Raw genomic sequence first — 16813 nt, forward strand, 5'->3', positions numbered from 1 at the left:
TGTCGCGGGTTGGGTCCACCGGGCGTCGTAGGGCCGCCTCCCCCGAGGAGGGGATACCGCCGGCACACGATCAACCCGTCACCCGATGCGGCCGGCTCGGGCCCGGCGCGATGCTCGAGGCATGAGCACTCCTCCCCCGCCCACGACATCCGTCCTCGCCGCCAGCACACCGCACCCGGCCCTGCCGCACCCAGCACCACCGCACCCGGTGCTCAGCGCCCGGGCGCTGACCAAGTCCTACGGCATGACCACGGCACTGGCGGGGGTCGACCTCGATCTCGCCGCCGGTGAGTCGGTCGCCGTCATGGGCGCCTCCGGCTCGGGCAAGACCACCCTGCTGCACTGCCTCGCCGGCATCGTGCCACCGACCACCGGGCAGGTGCACCTGCTCACCGGCCAGGGGCCGGTGAGCGTCGGCGCACTGTCCGACGCCGAGCGCTCCCGGCTGCGGCGTGAGCAGTTCGGCTTCGTCTTCCAGGAGGGCATGCTCATCCCCGAGCTCACCGCGCTGGAGAACGTCGCCCTTGCCCTCATGCTCGGCGGCGTCGCCCGCGGCCCGGCGGAGCAGCACGCCGCCGGCTGGCTGGCCCAGCTGGGTCTCGGCGGGCTGGAGCAGCGGCGCATCGGGCAGCTCTCCGGTGGTCAGGCGCAACGCGTGGCGATCGCACGGGCTCAGGTGACCGGCGCCCGTGTGGTGTTCGCCGACGAGCCGACCGGCGCGCTCGACTCTCAGACCTCGGCCGAGATCATGGGCGTGCTGCTGCAGGCGACCGCCGCCGCGGGACGAACCCTCGTCGTCGTCACCCACGACCACTCGGTCGCGTCGATGTGCGCCCGCGTCATCACGCTGCGCGACGGCCGCGTCGTCGCCGACTCGGCCAGCGGAGGTGGCCGCTGATGGACGCCGCCCTGCTCACGCCGCCCAGCGGCGGTCGCTCCGGCACCACTCTCCGTATCGGCCTGCTGCTGGCCCGCCGCGGCGGCATGCGCTCGTCGGTGCTCCTGCTCCCCGCCGTCGCCTTCGCGACGACGACCACCCTCGTCCTGACCGTCCTCGCCGGCGCCTGGTCCTTCCTGCGGTGGGACGACGAGCTCGCCGGCAGCTACCAGATCCTCGCCGGGCTGGCGCTGGCGCTGCTCGTCCCGCCGCTGCTCTCGCTCGGCGGCGCCGCTGCCCGCCTCTCGGCACGACGACGCGACGACCGGCTCGCCGGTCTGCGCCTGCTCGGCGCCACCACCGCCATGGTCACCCGGCTGACCGTCCTCGAGTCGGCGGTGGTTGCGCTCCTCGGCGGCTGCGCCGGGGTCATCGGCTACCTCGCGCTCGGACCGCTCGTCCAGCTCGTCCACTTCCGTGGGGAGCCGATCGGCAGCGCCTTCTGGCTCCCGGCGTGGCTCGTCGTGTGCGTGGTCCTCGCGATCGTGCTGCTGGCGGCCGTCAGCGCCGTGCTCGGGCTGCGCCAGGTGCGCATCTCCCCGCTCGGCGTCCGGCGCCGTCAGGACCCGCCGCGGATCTCGTGGCTGTGGCCGGCCGGTGGCGGCGCCGTCATGGTCCTCGCCGTCGTCGCGTTCCAGGGCAGCTACGCGGACCTCGCGGTGTTCGTCGCCGTCATCGTCGGCGGGTTCGCCGCGTGCCTGGCAGTCCTCGGGCTCGTCGGGCCGTGGGTCGTCTCGGTCGTTGCCCGACGGCGGGTGCGCCGCGCGCAGCGCCCGGACCAGCTGCTCGCGGCGCGCGCGATGGCCGAGAACCCCAAGGCGGTCTGGCGGCAGATCAGCGGCGTGGTGATGACGTGCTTCATCGCGGTGGTCGCCGGCAGCGGGGTCGCGCTCATGGGCACCGCGCAGGGCGGGGGCATGGCCGAGGCGGACCGGCTGCTCGTCGCCGACATCCGGACCGGGATCCTCATCACGATCGCCGTGTCGTTCCTCATGGTCGCGTGCTCGACCGGGGTCACCCAGGCCGCCGAGGTCCTCGACCGGGCCGAGCTCTACCGAAACCTCGACCGGCTGGGCATGCCCAGAAGGACCATGACGACGGCGCAGACCGCCACCGTCATGACGCCCCTGCTCGTCATCGCGACCGGCACGGTGCTGCTCTCCGGGCTGCTCGTGGCCCCGCTCGCGGGCATGGCAGTTCTCCTGGCACCGACGAGCGTGGCGATGATCCTCGCTGCCCTCGTCCTCGGTGTGCTCCTCGTGCGGCTCGCCGTCCTCGCCACCCGCCCGCTGCTCACCGCCACCCTGCGCGAGGCAGCCTGACGATCGCTTCCACCGGTGGCTACGGAAACCGCCCCACGACCAACCCGTCGTGCGCCGCAGCCGTAGTACCGCCGCCGGCTGGATGCGAGGCCGGACGACGACGGGGCCGGGAGAGGTCACCCTCTCCCGGCCCCGCCACTGCAGACTCAGATGAGGCCGAGCGTCTCCACGGCCTCGCGCTCGCCGGTGAGCTCGGCGACGGACGCGTCGATCCGCTCACGGGAGAACTCGTTGATCTCCAGGCCCTGGACGATCTCCCACGCACCGTTCCGGGAACGCACCGGGAAGGAGGAGATGAGCCCCTCGGGCACCCCGTAGGAGCCGTCCGACGGGATCGCCGCGGAGGTCCAGGAGCTGCCGGTGCCGCCCACCCAGTCGTGGACGTGGTCGATCGCGGCGTTGGCCGCCGAGGCCGCCGACGACGCCCCGCGGGCGTCGATGATGGCGGCGCCCCGCTTGGCGACGGTCGGGATGAAGTCGTCCGTCAGCCAGGTCTCGTCGACGAGCTCGGTCGCCGGCCGGCCGTCGACCGTCGCGTGGAACACGTCCGGGTACTGGGTCGCCGAGTGGTTGCCCCAGATGGTGAGGTTCTCGAGCTGGCGCACCGGGGTGCCGGTCTTGGCGGCCAGCTGGCTCAGCGCCCGGTTGTGGTCGAGCCGGGTCATCGCGTTGAAGCGGTCGGCCGGGACGTCCGGCGCGTTGCGCTGCGCGATGAGCGCGTTGGTGTTGGCCGGGTTGCCCACGACGAGCACCCGGATGTCCTCGGCGCCGTGGGCGTTGATCGCCTTGCCCTGCGGTCCGAAGATCCCGCCGTTGGCCTCGAGGAGGTCGCCGCGCTCCATGCCCGGGCCGCGCGGCCGGGCACCGACGAGCAGCCCGATGTTGGCGCCGTCGAAGGCGGCGTTCGGGTCGTCGAAGATGTCGGTGCCGGCGAGCAGCGGGAAGGCGCAGTCGTCGAGCTCCATCGCGGTGCCCTCGGCGGCCTTGACCGCCTGCGGGATCTCCAGGAGCCGCAGCCGGACCGGGACGTCGGGGCCGAGCAGCTGCCCGGAGGCGATCCGGAACAGCAGCGCGTAGCCGATCTGGCCGGCCGCTCCGGTGACGGTGACGTTGACGGGGGTGGTGGTCATGCGCAGTCTCCTTCTGGCTCCGGGCGCCGGCTCAGCCGAGTCGGGCAGCGAGGTTCTCGTCGAGCGACGCGAGGAACGCCTCGGTGGTCTGCCACTCCTGGTCCGGGCCGACGAGCAGCGCGAGGTCCTTGGTCATCTTGCCGGACTCGACGGTCTTGATGACGACGTCCTCGAGGGTCTGGGCGAAGCCGGTGACCTCCGGGGTGGAGTCGAGCTTGCCGCGGTGGGCCAGCCCACGGGTCCAGGCGAAGATGGACGCGATCGGGTTGGTCGACGTCGGGTTGCCGGCCTGGTGCTGGCGGTAGTGCCGGGTGACCGTGCCGTGGGCGGCCTCGGCCTCGACGGTGCGGCCGTCCGGCGTCATGAGCACCGACGTCATCAGGCCCAGCGAGCCGAAGCCCTGAGCCACGGTGTCGGACTGGACGTCGCCGTCGTAGTTCTTGGCAGCCCAGACGTAGCCGCCCTCCCACTTCATCGCCGCGGCGACCATGTCGTCGATGAGGCGGTGCTCGTAGGTGATGCCGGCAGCGTCGAACTGGTCCTTGAACTCGGCCTCGAAGATGTCGGCGAAGATGTCCTTGAACGCGCCGTCGTAGGCCTTGAGGATGGTGTTCTTCGTCGACAGGTACACCGGGTAGCCGCGCTGCAGGCCGTAGGAGAACGAGGCGCGGGCGAAGTCGGCGATCGACTTGTTGTAGTTGAACATCCCCATCGCGACGCCGCCGTCCTCGGGGAACTTGGCGACCTCGAGCTCGAGCGGCTGGCTGCCGTCGTCGGGGGTGTAGGTGATGGTCACGGTGCCGGGGCCGGGGACCTTGAAGTTCTGCGCCTTGTACTGGTCGCCGTGGGCGTGGCGGCCGATGATGATCGGCTTGGTCCAGCCCGGGACGAGCCGCGGCACGTTGGAGATGATGATCGGCTCGCGGAAGATGACGCCACCGAGGATGTTGCGGATGGTGCCGTTCGGCGAGCGCCACATGTTCTTCAGGCCGAACTCGGCGACGCGGTCCTCGTCGGGGGTGATGGTGGCGCACTTGACGCCGACGCCGTGCTCCTGGATCGCGTGCGCCGCGTCGATCGTCACCTGGTCGTCGGTGGCGTCACGGTGCTGGATGCCGAGGTCGTAGTACTTGAGGTCGACGTCGAGGTAGGGGTGGATCAGCCGATCCTTGATGAAGGACCAGATGATTCGCGTCATCTCGTCACCGTCGAGCTCGACGACGGGATTGGTGACCTTGATCTTCGCCATGCGTGAATCTCTCCTGACCACCCTCGCGGGTGTTCCTCGGCATCGGGGAGGCGCCGGCCGACCGGCACCCCGACCAGATTACTCGACATCGAGATAATTCGTCAGTGGTGGCGGTCTCGGCTTCTCAGGTCGCGTCCTCCGCCACCTCAGGTGCGTCCGCCGTCACCCGGCTCACGTCGATCCGGTCGACGCGCAGCCCGTCGAGCCGCCTGACGGTGAGCGTGAGCCCGTGCCAGCCGACCGAGTCGCCGACAACGGGCATCCGGCCGAGCTCGGCGACGACGAAGCCGGCCAGCGTGTCGAACGGTCCCTCGGGCAGCGCGCGGTGGAGCACCTTGACCACCTCTGCCCGGCTGAGCAGCCCGGAGACCTCGCCGCCCGAGGGCCGGCTGACGACGTCGGGCGTCTCCTGGTCGTACTCGTCGTGGATCTCGCCGACGAACTCCTCGACGACGTCCTCGAGCGTGACGATCCCGTCGGTGCCGCCGTACTCGTCGACGACGATCGCCAGGTGCACGTTCTGCGTACGCATCTCGGTCATCGCGGCGAGGCACCGGGTGCCGGTCGGGAAGAACAGCACCTGCCGGACGAGCTCGGCCACCGTCCGGACCTCCGCCGGGACCGCGATGAGGTCACGGACGTGGACGAACCCGACGACGTCGTCGTCGTTGGTGCCCCGGACCGGGTAGCGGGAGTGCACCAGCCGGCTGGCCAGCCGCTGCGCCTCGGTGATTGTGGTTCCGGCGTCGAAGAACTCCACCTCGGTGCGCGGGGTCATGATCTCCTCGACGCCCCGCTCGCCGACCGCGAGCAGGTCCATCACCATCGCCCGCTCGACGACGCCGAGCGACTCGTGCTCGGCGACCAGCGCCCGCAGCTCCTCGGCACCGATCTCCTCGCGCTGGGCGTCCGGGTCGCGGCCGAGCAGCCGCATGACGGCGTTCGTCGACGCACCGAGCAGCCAGATCACAGGTCGCAGCAGCGTGGCGATCCAGTCGAGCGGGGTGGCGACGACCATCGAGAACCGCTCCGCGCTCTGCATCGCCAGCCGCTTGGGCACCAGCTCGCCGAACACCAGCGAGAGGTAGGAGATCACCACGGTGGTGCCGATGAACGCGACGGTGGCGGCCAAGCCTTCGCCCAGCCCCCACGAGGTGAGCGTCGGCGCGATCTGCGGGGCGATCTGCGCGGCGCCGAAGGACGCCGAGAAGAACCCGGCGAGAGTCACCCCGACCTGCACCGAGGACAGGAACCGGTTGGAGCTGCCGATGAGCCGGGCCACCCGGGCGCCAGCGCGCCCGGTGCTCGCCATCGCCCGGACCTGGCTCTCCCGCAGCGAAACCAGCGCGATCTCGGAGGCCGCGAAGACCCCGCCGACGAGGATGAAGAGGAAGACGAGACCGATGTTCAGCAGGAGGTCTGGCATCTGCGTAGTGTTTCAGACGCCCCGCGTTAGGTGAGGTTGCCGGCCGGGGCGAGGGCCAGGAGGGCGACCGCGGCGGCGACGAGCAGGACGACGTCCACCGCCGTTGAGCGGGCCATGAATGCCGGCGGCCGGCGGCGGTCGGCGACCCGCACCACCGCGAGCGCGATGCAGAGCGCAGCCAGCACGAGCGCGGCCGCAGGGGCACCGATGACCACCGCCGCCGCGCAGGCCGCGAGGAGGCCGGCAGCGACAAGCCAGAGCGCCGGCGAGCGCGCCATCTCCCGTGCCGTCATGGGGGCGAGACTACCGTGGGCGGGTGACCGTTCATCCGACCGCCCGCCCTCCGGTCCGCCGCGTCGTCGTCGTCGGCTCCGGGCTCGCCGGCCTGCGCACCGCCGCCGAGCTGCGCGGCCAGGGTTTCGACGGCGAGCTGACCGTCGTGTCCGCCGAGCTGCTCGCGCCGTACGACCGCCCGCCGCTGTCCAAGGAGCTGTTGAGCCGGCCCGAACCGCTGTGGCTGGCCGGAGAGGGGTACGGCGAACTCGCCGACCTCGCCGACCACTGGCTGCGCGGCCACGAGGCCGTCGCCCTCGACGCCGACGACGACGGCGCCCGCCTCGAGGTCCGGGCGCCCGACGACGGGAGGACGAGCACGCTGGCGGCCGACGCCGTCGTCGTGGCGACCGGGGCCCGTCCCGTCCGGCGGCCCACCTGGCACGGCGCGCTGCACCTGCACGACGCCGGGGACGCCGCGCGGCTGCGCGAGGAGCTGGCGCCGGGCCGCCGGCTCACCGTCATCGGTGCCGGCTGGATCGGGGGGGAGCTTGCCACCGTGGCGAGCGCCGCCGGGGTCGAGGTGACCGTGCTGGAGGCAGCGCCCGGGCCGCTGGCCCACGTGCTCGGCACCGAGGTCTCGCGGCTGGTCGCGCCGTGGTACCCGTCGGCCGGCATCACGCTGTGCTGCACCGCGCTGGTGACGGCGACCGGCCCCGAGGGGGTGCAGCTCGACGACGGGAGCCGGGTCGCGGCCGACGTCGTGGTCGCGGCGGCCGGCGTCCGGCCGGCCACCGCGTGGCTCGGGGGGACGCTGCCGCTCACCGCGCGCGGTGCGGTGCCGGTGGACCTCGCCGGCCGGGTGCGCGGCGGGCCGGCGACCGTGCGGGCGGTCGGGGACGTCACCGACCGGTGGTCGCCCCGCGACGGCGAGCTGCCCGGGGCGCACTGGGACGGCGCGCTTTCCTACCCGGCGGCGCTGGTGGCCGACCTCCTCGGCGGGGACGGCCCGGCCGGCCGGCAGGCCGACCCCGCCCCCTACGTGTTCTCCACCCAGCTGGGGCACGAGCTGACCGTCGTCGGCCGGGTGCCGACCGCCGGTGAGGTCGTGCTGCGCGGCGACCCCGCCTCCGGGGAGGGCTGGACCGCGCTCTACGTGGCGCCGGACGACGCCGGCGAGGTCCGGCTGCGCGCCGGCTTCACCGTCGACCGGCCCCGTGACGTCGGCGCGCTGCGCCGGGCGCTGTCGGCACCCGAGCACTCGGCGCTGGACCCGGTGGCGGCCGCCGACCCGGGCCTGCCGCTGCGCAAGGCGCTGCGGTAGCCGGAGTCCGCGGCCTGCGGTCAGTGCGCGAAGTGGCGGGTGCCGGTGAAGTACATCGTCACGCCGGCAGCCTGCGCCGCGGCGACGACCTCCTCGTCGCGGATCGAGCCGCCGGGCTGCACGACGGCGCGCACGCCGGCGTCGAGCAGCACCTGGAGGCCGTCGGCGAACGGGAAGAACGCGTCGGAGGCCGCGACCGCGCCGCAGGCCCGCTCGGGGGCGGTCCGCCGGGCGGCGTCGTCGGCGTTCTGCGCGCCGCCGGCCCCCTCGACGTCGGAGTCGACCGGGGCGCCGAGGGTGTTGGCGCGCTCGACCGCGAGCCGGCAGGAGTCCACCCGGTTGACCTGGCCCATCCCGACGCCGACGCTCGCGCCGTCGTGCGCGAGCAGGATGGCGTTGGACTTCGCCGCCCGCACCGACCGCCAGGCGAAGGCGAGGTCGGCGAGCGTGGCGTCGTCGGCGGCCGGCCCGGCGGCGAGGGTCCAGCCGGCCGGGTCGTCACCGTCGGCGTCGATCCGATCGGCGCCCTGCACCAGCAGGCCGCCGCTGATCGGCCGCATCTCAGTCACGGCGCGGGCCGTCTCGGGCAGCGTGAGCAGGCGGATGTTCTTCTTCGCGGTGAGGATCGCCAGCGCGTCGTCGTCGAACGCCGGGGCGATGACCACCTCCGTGAACACCGGGGCGAGCTGCGCGGCGAGCTCGGCGGTGACCGTCCGGTTGGCGGCCACGACACCGCCGTAGGCGGAGACCGGGTCGCAGGCGTGCGCCTTGGCGTGGGCGGTCGCGATCGTCTCCCCGACGCCGATGCCGCACGGGTTGGCGTGCTTGATGATCGCCACCGCCGGCGCGGTGTGGTCCTGGGCGGCGCGCCACGCGGCGTCGGCGTCGACGTAGTTGTTGTAGCTCATCGCCTTGCCGTGCAGCTGCTGCGCCTGCGCGACGCCGGGCCGCCCGGAGCTGTACAGCGCCGCGGGCTGGTGCGGGTTCTCGCCGTAGCGCAGCACCTCGCGGCGCTGCCAGGTGGCGCCGAGCCACGCCGGCAGCGGGCCGCCGTCGGCGTCGGGTGCGACGACGTCGCCCAGCCAGGAGGCGACGGCGACGTCGTACTCGGCGGTGTGCCGGAAGGCCGCGGCGGCGAGCCGCTGGCGCTGCGCGAGGCTGAAGCCTTCGCCGCCCACCGCGGTGACGACGTCGTCGTACCCGGCCGGATCGACGACGACGGCCACGCTCGGGTGGTTCTTCGCCGCGGCGCGCACCATCGTGGGCCCGCCGATGTCGATCTGCTCGATGCACTCGTCAGGGCTCGCGCCGGAGGCGACGGTGTCGGTGAACGGGTAGAGGTTGACGACCACGAGGTCGAACGGCGCGACGTCGAGCTGCTCGAGCTCGGCGCGGTGGGCGTCCTTGCGGCGGTCGGCGAGGATGCCGGCGTGCACCCGCGGGTGCAGGGTCTTGACGCGGCCGTCGAGGCACTCGGGGAAGCCGGTGACCTCCTCGACCGGTGTCACCGGGACGCCGGCGGCGGCGATGGTGCGGGCGGTGGAGCCGGTGGAGACGATCTCCACGCCGGCGTCGTGCAGGGCGCGGGCGAGCGGCTCGAGGCCGGTCTTGTCGTAGACCGAGACGAGCGCGCGGCGGATGGCAAGGATGGTCATGGGGTCACTCCTGGGATCGGTTCGGACCCGGGCACCCAGGCGTGCGGCACCCTGCAGGGGACTTCCGGCCGCTCCCCGGTGGTATGGCTCCACCTCGGTTCGCCAGTTACGGCCGCGCCCGAGTCTACCGCCCGCCGGGCACCGGCGGGCGCCGGTCCACCGGCAGCGCCCGGTGCACCTGCCAGGCCGCCACGCACTCCTGCCGGCTGCCGTCGGGGGTGCCGGCGAACCACTGCCGGGTGAACCGGTTGTACTCGAACTGCTCGCCGATCGGGCCGATGGCCGCGCCGCGGGTGCGGTGCCAGTGGTCGACCGCCTCGGCGAGCGTGCGGCCCGCGCCGTGGGCGATGAAGTCCCGCATGTGCTCGTCGAACCGGAAGGCGGGGCCGACCTCGGCCGCGAAGAAGCGCCGCAGCACCTGGCTGCAGCGCTGGCCGGGCGGTAGCACGGTCGCCGGTCCGACCGGCTCGGCGAGCTGTCGGGTGGCGGCCCGTCGTGGTGGCGGCCGTGCGGGGGCGGGCGCGCCGTCGAGCGCCGCGGCCAGCCGGTCGAGCAGCTCGGTCTTGCTGCCGTGGCGCGCCACGCCCAGCTGCCGGGCGCGGTCGACGAGCTCCGAGCGGAGCCAGTACCAGCGGCGCAGCTCGGCGCCGCTCGCGACGCTCGCCACCGGGGGCCGTGCCTCGTCCGGCGCGCTCGCCGCGACGGGCGAGGTCGGCGGCTCAGCCATCCCTGACGACCCGCCGGCCCTCGACCCGCCACGGGTCCCGGGCCAGCCGACCGACCTGGTCAACCAGCTGCACGCGCTCGGCGACCTTGATCCGCTCGGTGAGCGTCTCGACGGTGTCGTCGTCGTGGACGGGGACCGCCACCTGCGCGATGATCGCGCCGGTGTCCACCCCCTCGTCGACGACGAACAGCGTGGCCCCGGCGATCTTCACCCCGTACTCCAGGGCGTCGCGCGGGCCGTTGATGCCGGCGAAGGCCGGCAGCAGCGAGTTGTGGGTGTTGACGTACCGCCCGCCGAAGCGCTCGAGGAACCGCGGGCCGCACAGCTTGAGGAAGCCGGCCGAGACCACGAGGTCCGGCTCGGCGGCGGCGACCGCGTCGGTCAGCGCCCGGTCCCAGGCGTCCCGGTCCGGGTGGTCCCCCACCCGTGCGACGAAGGTCGCGATGCCGGCCTGCCGGGCCAGCTCGAGGCCGGCCGCCGAGGGCCGGTCCGCGCCGACCGCGACGATCTGGACGCCGTAGTCCGGGTCTGCGCTCGCAGCGAGGATCGCGGCGAGGTTGGAGCCTCCGCCGGAGATGAGGACGACGACGCGGCATGGGTTCGGCACGCCGCCGAGGATATCGCTCCAGGATGGGAGACTTCGTCCATGCCCACTGATCGCCAGCCCTCCCCCGCGCCCGGTCCGCCGCCGGACCCGGAGGCGGTCCGGGCGGTCACCCGGCCGGTGATGTGGTTCTCCGGGCTGCTGCTCGCGGGCCTGTGGTTCTCGGCGACCGCGCCGCCGTGGCCGCTGCCGCTGCTCACCGGCGTGCTGGCGCTGGCCGCCATCGTGCTCGGCATCCGTGGGCTGGTCCGGATGCGGCGGGCCCGGATCGGCGGCGCCATGCTCGTGCTCGTCATCCTCGGGCTCCTGCTCGCCGCCGCGATGGTCCTCATCAGCGCGATGCAGGCGGTGATGTGGCCGGTCTACGCCGAGCTGCACGCCTGCCTCGACCGCGCCATCACGGTCCGCGCGGAACGGGCCTGCACCGCCGAGCTCGAGGGCAACGTGCAGGACTGGGTCTGGGGCCTGCTCGGGTCCTGACGCGCGAGCCGCGTCCCTCCGTCGTAGCGTGGCAGGCCCCGACACGATGGAGGAGACCCATGGCACACCTCAACGGCAAGACAGTCGCGTTCCTCGCCACCGACGGCTTCGAGGACTCCGAGTTCACCGAGCCGTGGCGGGCGGTCACCGACGCCGGCGCGACCGCGACGGTGATCGCACCGGACGAGGGCACCATCACCGGGAAGAACGGCCACGAGGCCGGGGTGGATCTCACCACCGCCGCGGCCAGCGCCGCCGACTATGACGCGCTCGTGCTGCCCGGCGGCGTCGTCAACGGTGACCACCTGCGGATGGACGACCACGCGGTGCGGTTCGTCCGCGACATCTTCGCCCAGCACAAGCCGGTGGGCGTCATCTGCCACGGCGGCTGGATCCTCACCGACGCCGACGTGCTGCACGGCCGCAAGCTCACCTCCTACCCGAGCCTCAAGACCGACCTGTCCAACGCCGGGGCCACCTGGGTGGACGAGGAAGTCGTCGTCGACGCCGGCCTGGTGAGCAGCCGCAACCCGGGCGACCTGCCGGCCTTCACCGCGAAGCTGGTCGAGGAGATCGGCGAGGGCAAGCACCGCGGCCAGACGGCCTGAGGACCGCCGTCGTCCCGTCGAGGAAGGCGTCGGTCCCGTTGCGCGCTCTGCCTTCCCGCAGCCTTGAGGGACGCCTCGCCATCAGGATTGGGCGGCAGGGGGAGCACCACGGCCAGGGAGGGACAGGTCTGGAGAGACCCTTAGCAGATCCGCTGCTCGATGGGGACTCCGCCCCGTAAACGATCCCTCACGGGACATCGCCCAAACACTTGGCTTAGCCGGCGGCGCGTCGCCGCGGTCGGTTCGGCTTACGACAGTCCAGGCACGGCCGTGGTCAGGCGCCGGGAGATGTGCTCGCAATGGTCATGCCTGTGGCCGGCCCGCCAGATTCCCCAGGCGTTCGCGGCCGTGCGAATGATTGACGGGCTCGTCGGGAGCGACGCCCGCGTTTCGATGCGTTCAGCCAGTCGACGGCATCAAGGATGCATGCCCCGGCCTGGATGTCAGTGGTATCGACGACGATGGCTCGATGACAAAAATTGCCTTCATGCGCAGGGAGACACGGGCCGACAACGCCCGCGGGATGGTGCCCAACAGCTGAGGGTCCAAACTACTGCGATCTGCAGGTCGTGGGCTTCATCAGCCCGAAGAGACGCGGGCGGCGCTCGTCAGCCTTGAAGAGCTGACCACGCTGGAGCGCGAGGCGCAGCCGCTCCGCCTCCCCCTGCTCGCTTTGCATCCGCAGCCACAGCACCTTCCCCTCCTGAGCAGACTCGTCGATGACGACAGGTTGTCGCGGCTCTTCGTGATGGTCTGGTCACATCCCGAACTGTGCCAAGCATGGCTCGAGGCCGATCAAGCGTTCGATCTTCTCACTGGCGAAGGCGCTCGCACTCCGCCGGGTGAACATTCCGCCGGCCCGCGAAGGTGCCGTGGCTGATCTGCGGTCATTGCGCTGATCGCGTGGTCGGCTGCTCGAGTGCCGCATCCCTACTCCTCCGCCTAGGCTGCGTTGTTCAACTGACGGGGCGCCGTCCAACGAACCCGATGCGGCGGCACGGAGCGGTTAGGGAAGTGCACGCGATGCCCCTTCCGCGCGAGGATCCCGTGCGAGACACTGTCGGGCGCTCCCTGAGTCGCACATCCGGGCGCCGCCGCTCGCTCAGGGCCTAAACGGCGCCGCGCGATCCGGGGCTGCCCCCGCGCCCCGGATGCGAAGCCGCCACGCCAACGCACCTCCCGCACTACACCGCCATCTGCGAAGAGCCAGCAAAGCGGTGCCATCTCATATTTTGGGACTGGCACTTCGAATCAGCGGACGAGGGAAACCGTTGACTATGCTGACGCGCGGCGGGGACCCGCCTAGACCTGACGAGGGGGAGCAATAGTGCGCAATATTCAGGTTCAGCCAGTTCAAGATGGAAAATGGAGTATACCGGTGGAGTCAGAGAGTGCCTGGCGACGTCTCCGGGCTGCCGCACTGGTCCTACTGGCTACTATGCTCGTCGGGTTCCTCCCGGCGTCGGCGTCGGCGTCGGGAGCTAATGCGGCGAATGACACCAGCGCCGCACTGGCTCTCGATCAGGTCCTCGTCAACGCGAGCTGCAGCAGCTCTAGGGGGTTGTCTGCAAACGCGTCATACATAGGAACTCCGAATCGGACTTACTCCGTTCGGTACAGAATCAACGGCGGCGCCTGGCAGTCGGCGGGTAACGTTTCGACCGGGCAACACGGTATTGGATCCACGAACACGATTCATTCCCCTAACCTACGGTCAGGGAGCCACAGCATCGAATTCAGCATCAATGGAGCAAGTGGGAGAAAGTCTGTCTCCTGCGGCGGGTGTGCCTGCCGGATAGTCGGCCCAGCAGTTGCACTGTATCGCCACGATGCGTTGCATCGACATGAGTTCTAAGCCTCGCATAATCGCCTCGCCTCCGGTGGGGTCTAGGCCTCGACGCTGGTCCGAACTTCCACCGGATATTGTCGCGATCGAATTGCCCCTCCTCATCGAGGCTGCCGACTGCGCCAGCGCTGTGGTCGCCTTAATTAGCGGCAATCATCTGTCTACTGAACAACTCGCGGCGCTGGGGCGTCTCAACTTTCAGGCCTATCTCAAGAGTTTCGACCCTCCCGTAGCCTTGCTCACCGACCAGACTATAGTGAGCCCTGAATTCGCGACGGCCTACTCGATCGTCGAGGGTATAATATAGGACGATCATAGCGTATCTAGCCGCCCCCTCGGGAAGCTGCGTTTCGGACAGTTGCGCGTGCCGCAACGGGGTGCTGCGGCCCCCGTCCAGCCTGAGGATGATCGACCGGCCCCATGGTGTCGTCCGTCCACCGCGGCACGAGATGTACGTGGAGTGCCCCACCGTCTGCGTCGCGGCCTCGCCGTTGGACTGGATGATGTTGAGTCCACCTGGCCGGAGCGCCTCACGAATCGCGTCGGCCATGAGAATCGCAGCACGAGAGAGTTGTGCCGCCTCGTCGAGATTGATTCCCCAGATGTCAGGGATATTTCGCTGGTGAGGTTGACCCCGTTTGGTGGACATCTGAGCCGGCCAGGTTTGCCTGGCGGGAGAGGATGTCGTTATGGGTGCGAAGAGTGCTCTTCGCGGTTCGTGGTGAACGACCTGTTGTGATCGGCGTTCACGCCACTGCTCTCGCGACGCTGGTCAGGAGTATACGTGCCCTGTAGTTGGCGGAGTTCGTGAAGCCGCGTCCGGTGCGTTTGATGTTCTTGATGGCGGCGTGCGTGCTCTCGACCTTCGCGGTGGTGCCACCGGTGACGATGAGCACCTCGATGGCTTCCCACCAGGTCACAACGGTGTCGTAGAGGCGGTCGGTCTCGGGCATACGGGCGACCTGGACGTAGTGGCCCAGCCGCATCCGCTCCTCCCCGGCCTGGGCCAGTGTCTCGGCGTTCAGCAGCCGGCGCAGCTGCTCCTTGACACCCCAGGCGGCGCCGAGCTCGTCGGTCGGATCATCCTCGCGGAACACCCACTGCAGGCGCGCCGAGGCCCGAGGGGAGAGCGTGTCGGCCCCGCGCAGCAGCAGGGTGCGGTGAGCCCAGGACGCGTCGCTCTTGCGGCCACGGCGCCCGTGCTGCTCACGAGCCAGGCGCTGGCGAACCGAGGTCACCATGTCGTTAGCCAGCTTGACCAGGTGAAACTTGTCCACCGACACAGCCGCACGCGGCAGGTGGTTACGCACTGCCTTGCGGAACGCGGCCGAGGGGTCGATCGCCACCACCTCCACCCCCTCGCGCCACTGCTGGCAGCGGTCGGCCAGCCACCGGCCCACCACCGCGGGGCCCCGGCCGTCCACGATGCCCAGGACCTGGCCGGTGGTGATGTCCACGAGCGTGGTCATCCACGGCTCGAACCGCCGCCACCCGCCGGCCTCGTCACGAAACCAGCGCACCGAGCGGTAGCGGTGCTCATCGATGCCCAGCCGGCGCACCACCAGCTGGTCCACGTCGGGCACGGACACCGCCGCGGCCGCTGTCAGTGCCGACTGCACCAGCCACCACGAGACCCGGTGAGCGCGGGCCACCTCTGCCGCCGCCCGGCCCGAGTCGATCACCGCCGCCACGAGGTGGTCCTTCAGCCGCCTTGTCGAGCGGGCGAACCGGGGGACCTGGTCGGTGGCCTCGGCGAACGTGCCCCGCGCGCAGAGGCCCTCCTGGCAGAACCAGCGCCGCTTGGCCCACACCACCTCCACCGCACCGGCCACGGGCACGTCCCGCACCCGCTGGAGCCGACGCGAGTGGACCCGCTGGGCCACCACCCCGCAGTCCGGGCAGCCCGGCGGAAAGGTCGACTCGATCACCACCCGGCGCCCGCCCTCGGGCACGTCCAGGGCCTCGATGACGCGGTAGTCGGGCAGGTTGAAGATCGGGCTCGCAGCATCACGCCGCGAGCCCGTAGGCTCGTTCACAGGCTCGCGGTCCTCTGTCTGGTGGATGTCTCGACAACACCCATCACAGCAGGGCCACGAGCCCTCACACATCTACGACGCGCTGGACACCTTCACCACGAACCACGGAGAGCCCGCAAACTCGTCTTCGGGCATGCTGACAACCTGCACGGACCCCGCACCACGCTGGAGCATCTTGTATCCACCGTTAGTTCCATTGCCAGTGGCGCACACATGCCATAGCCTGGCATGACACCCTCAACTTGATGAGGGCCCTCAATGACGAGCGCAGGGGCAGTACTATGCGAAACCGAAGTAGAGCCGCGTCCGCACCCCTGGCGGGAATGTTCGCGGTCGGATTGGTGACCGCAACGGCAGCACCGGCAGCAGCTGGACTCGATTCCCATTACTGCAGCGGTGGCGGCGAGGTGTGGGGAGCATCCAACACGAGCGCTGCTCAGACCAGCTCGTACCAGAACTGCGGCCAGATTGGAGTACGCAACTACTACTCACACATGGGCGGAGCCTCATGGACAAGCTGGACGACCGACACTGGCGCAAACTCCTTCGCTCTCCGACAAGCAAACAACACGACGAGAGCGCAACATTACGGAAATGGCACCGGGACCTTCACCACCTATGCCTGAGGTTCCCATTGCAACTCGGCCGCTGGCTGCGCTCGCTGCGGCGGCACTAACACTCGCTGGCTGCGCGTCGGGGGGTGACGCGGACGAAAGTGCCGATATCAAGGATATCGAACGACAGTTCACCTTCAACGTAGACCACGATCTCAACCGAACTGGCCCGGAGCAGCGTGAGGCGCTCATCGACGGTGAGGTGACCCAAGAGGAGTACAACGCCGGCTTCGAAAGGTACCGCGCCTGCTTGAGTGCTGAAGGCTACGAAATCCATAGCATCGAGCTCGTGGGGGTTGTTTGGCATTTCGGGGTACCGGCCGAGGCAGTCGACGCCGGCGTCGAGGAAGAGTGCAACTTTCGCGAGTACTGGTTCGTCGACTCTGAGTGGCAGATCATGAACCGTGATGACATGCATCGGATCTACACGGTTAACTACTGCCTGAGTGAGCGTGGCCTGGCCACCGCCACCACCGTTGCCGAGGCCGAGCAGTTGCTCTCGGAAGCCGGACTGGACTTCGCCGCGTGTGAAGCAGAGCTCGGACGCCAGTTTTGACCTCGCAGCCACGCGGCTGGGCACGG

The 16813-nt window shown here is 70.8% G+C and carries 14 protein-coding genes and 1 riboswitch; of the genes, 6 read left to right on the forward strand and 8 right to left on the reverse strand.

The window, feature by feature from the left end:
- Positions 1 to 121: 121 nt before the first annotated feature.
- A complete protein-coding gene (locus tag V2J52_RS10690) occupies positions 122 to 898 on the forward strand; it encodes an ABC transporter ATP-binding protein (RefSeq protein ID WP_491062082.1) in 777 nt (258 codons plus the stop codon).
- Complete coding sequence (locus tag V2J52_RS10695) at positions 898 to 2259, forward strand: FtsX-like permease family protein (RefSeq protein WP_331227669.1); 1362 nt, start codon at positions 898 to 900, stop codon at positions 2257 to 2259. Before V2J52_RS10690 ends, V2J52_RS10695 begins: the two co-directional genes overlap by 1 nt.
- Positions 2260 to 2405: 146 nt before the next feature.
- On the opposite strand, the gene V2J52_RS10700 is transcribed toward V2J52_RS10695, so the two are convergent.
- From V2J52_RS10700 to V2J52_RS10715, 4 genes are all read right to left on the reverse strand, one after another.
- Positions 2406 to 3389, reverse strand: coding sequence for a malate dehydrogenase (locus V2J52_RS10700; protein ID WP_331227670.1), 984 nt, complete (start codon positions 3387 to 3389; stop codon positions 2406 to 2408).
- Positions 3390 to 3420: 31 nt separating this feature from the next.
- Positions 3421 to 4638, reverse strand: a complete 1218-nt coding sequence (locus V2J52_RS10705; RefSeq protein ID WP_331227671.1) for an NADP-dependent isocitrate dehydrogenase — start codon at positions 4636 to 4638, stop codon at positions 3421 to 3423.
- Between the two features lie 124 nt (positions 4639 to 4762).
- Positions 4763 to 6064, reverse strand: coding sequence for a hemolysin family protein (locus V2J52_RS10710; RefSeq protein ID WP_331227672.1), 1302 nt, complete (start codon positions 6062 to 6064; stop codon positions 4763 to 4765).
- Between the two features lie 26 nt (positions 6065 to 6090).
- Positions 6091 to 6357, reverse strand: a complete 267-nt coding sequence (locus tag V2J52_RS10715) for a hypothetical protein (protein ID WP_331227673.1) — start codon at positions 6355 to 6357, stop codon at positions 6091 to 6093.
- 23 nt (positions 6358 to 6380) lie between these two features.
- Between V2J52_RS10715 and V2J52_RS10720 the strand changes: the two genes are divergently transcribed.
- Positions 6381 to 7661: an NAD(P)/FAD-dependent oxidoreductase gene (locus V2J52_RS10720; protein ID WP_331227674.1), complete on the forward strand. Its 1281-nt coding sequence runs from the start codon at positions 6381 to 6383 to the stop codon at positions 7659 to 7661.
- Between the two features lie 20 nt (positions 7662 to 7681).
- On the opposite strand, the gene purH is transcribed toward V2J52_RS10720, so the two are convergent.
- From purH to purN, 3 genes are all read right to left on the reverse strand, one after another.
- Complete coding sequence (gene purH, locus V2J52_RS10725; RefSeq protein ID WP_331227675.1) at positions 7682 to 9316, reverse strand: bifunctional phosphoribosylaminoimidazolecarboxamide formyltransferase/IMP cyclohydrolase; 1635 nt, start codon at positions 9314 to 9316, stop codon at positions 7682 to 7684.
- A gap of 26 nt (positions 9317 to 9342) precedes the next feature.
- Positions 9343 to 9436: riboswitch (ZMP/ZTP riboswitch) on the reverse strand.
- 4 nt (positions 9437 to 9440) lie between these two features.
- On the reverse strand, positions 9441 to 10043 hold the full coding sequence (locus V2J52_RS10730) for a DUF6434 domain-containing protein (protein WP_331227676.1): 603 nt from the start codon (positions 10041 to 10043) through the stop codon (positions 9441 to 9443).
- On the reverse strand, positions 10036 to 10650 hold the full coding sequence (purN, locus tag V2J52_RS10735; protein ID WP_331227677.1) for a phosphoribosylglycinamide formyltransferase: 615 nt from the start codon (positions 10648 to 10650) through the stop codon (positions 10036 to 10038). The genes V2J52_RS10730 and purN overlap by 8 nt, the downstream gene beginning before the upstream one ends.
- Before the next feature lie 39 nt (positions 10651 to 10689).
- Between purN and V2J52_RS10740 the strand changes: the two genes are divergently transcribed.
- Both V2J52_RS10740 and V2J52_RS10745 read left to right on the forward strand, forming a co-directional pair.
- Positions 10690 to 11127 carry a hypothetical protein gene (locus V2J52_RS10740; protein WP_331227678.1) on the forward strand — a complete coding sequence of 146 codons (438 nt, stop codon included), beginning with the start codon at positions 10690 to 10692 and terminating at the stop codon, positions 11125 to 11127.
- Positions 11128 to 11186: 59 nt separating this feature from the next.
- Entirely contained in the window at positions 11187 to 11735 is a 549-nt protein-coding gene (locus V2J52_RS10745) for a type 1 glutamine amidotransferase domain-containing protein (RefSeq protein WP_331227679.1), read from the forward strand.
- Between the two features lie 2592 nt (positions 11736 to 14327).
- Here the strand turns inward: V2J52_RS10745 and V2J52_RS10750 are convergent.
- Positions 14328 to 15617: an ISL3 family transposase gene (locus V2J52_RS10750; RefSeq protein WP_331227680.1), complete on the reverse strand. Its 1290-nt coding sequence runs from the start codon at positions 15615 to 15617 to the stop codon at positions 14328 to 14330.
- A 618-nt stretch (positions 15618 to 16235) separates the two neighbouring features.
- On the opposite strand from V2J52_RS10750, the gene V2J52_RS10755 reads away from it, so the two are divergent.
- Entirely contained in the window at positions 16236 to 16787 is a 552-nt protein-coding gene (locus V2J52_RS10755; protein ID WP_331227681.1) for a hypothetical protein, read from the forward strand.
- The last annotated feature ends 26 nt before the right edge of the window (positions 16788 to 16813 follow it).

Source organism: Georgenia sunbinii, assembly GCF_036421875.1.
Taxonomy (GTDB): Bacteria; Actinomycetota; Actinomycetes; order Actinomycetales; family Actinomycetaceae; genus Georgenia_B; species Georgenia_B sunbinii.

Excerpts from the sequence above, each read along its gene's own strand:
- V2J52_RS10715 (WP_331227673.1), bottom strand. The coding sequence starts at position 6,357 with ATGACGGCACGGGAGATGGCGCGCTCGCCGGCGCTCTGGCTTGTCGCT.
- V2J52_RS10695 (WP_331227669.1), top strand. The coding sequence starts at position 898 with ATGGACGCCGCCCTGCTCACGCCGCCCAGCGGCGGTCGCTCCGGCACC.
- V2J52_RS10730 (WP_331227676.1), bottom strand. The coding sequence starts at position 10,043 with ATGGCTGAGCCGCCGACCTCGCCCGTCGCGGCGAGCGCGCCGGACGAG.
- V2J52_RS10700 (WP_331227670.1), bottom strand. The coding sequence starts at position 3,389 with ATGACCACCACCCCCGTCAACGTCACCGTCACCGGAGCGGCCGGCCAG.
- purH (WP_331227675.1), bottom strand. The coding sequence starts at position 9,316 with ATGACCATCCTTGCCATCCGCCGCGCGCTCGTCTCGGTCTACGACAAG.
- V2J52_RS10740 (WP_331227678.1), top strand. The coding sequence starts at position 10,690 with ATGCCCACTGATCGCCAGCCCTCCCCCGCGCCCGGTCCGCCGCCGGAC.
- V2J52_RS10745 (WP_331227679.1), top strand. The coding sequence starts at position 11,187 with ATGGCACACCTCAACGGCAAGACAGTCGCGTTCCTCGCCACCGACGGC.
- V2J52_RS10690 (WP_491062082.1), top strand. The coding sequence starts at position 122 with ATGAGCACTCCTCCCCCGCCCACGACATCCGTCCTCGCCGCCAGCACA.
- V2J52_RS10705 (WP_331227671.1), bottom strand. The coding sequence starts at position 4,638 with ATGGCGAAGATCAAGGTCACCAATCCCGTCGTCGAGCTCGACGGTGAC.
- V2J52_RS10710 (WP_331227672.1), bottom strand. The coding sequence starts at position 6,064 with ATGCCAGACCTCCTGCTGAACATCGGTCTCGTCTTCCTCTTCATCCTC.
- V2J52_RS10755 (WP_331227681.1), top strand. The coding sequence starts at position 16,236 with ATGCCTGAGGTTCCCATTGCAACTCGGCCGCTGGCTGCGCTCGCTGCG.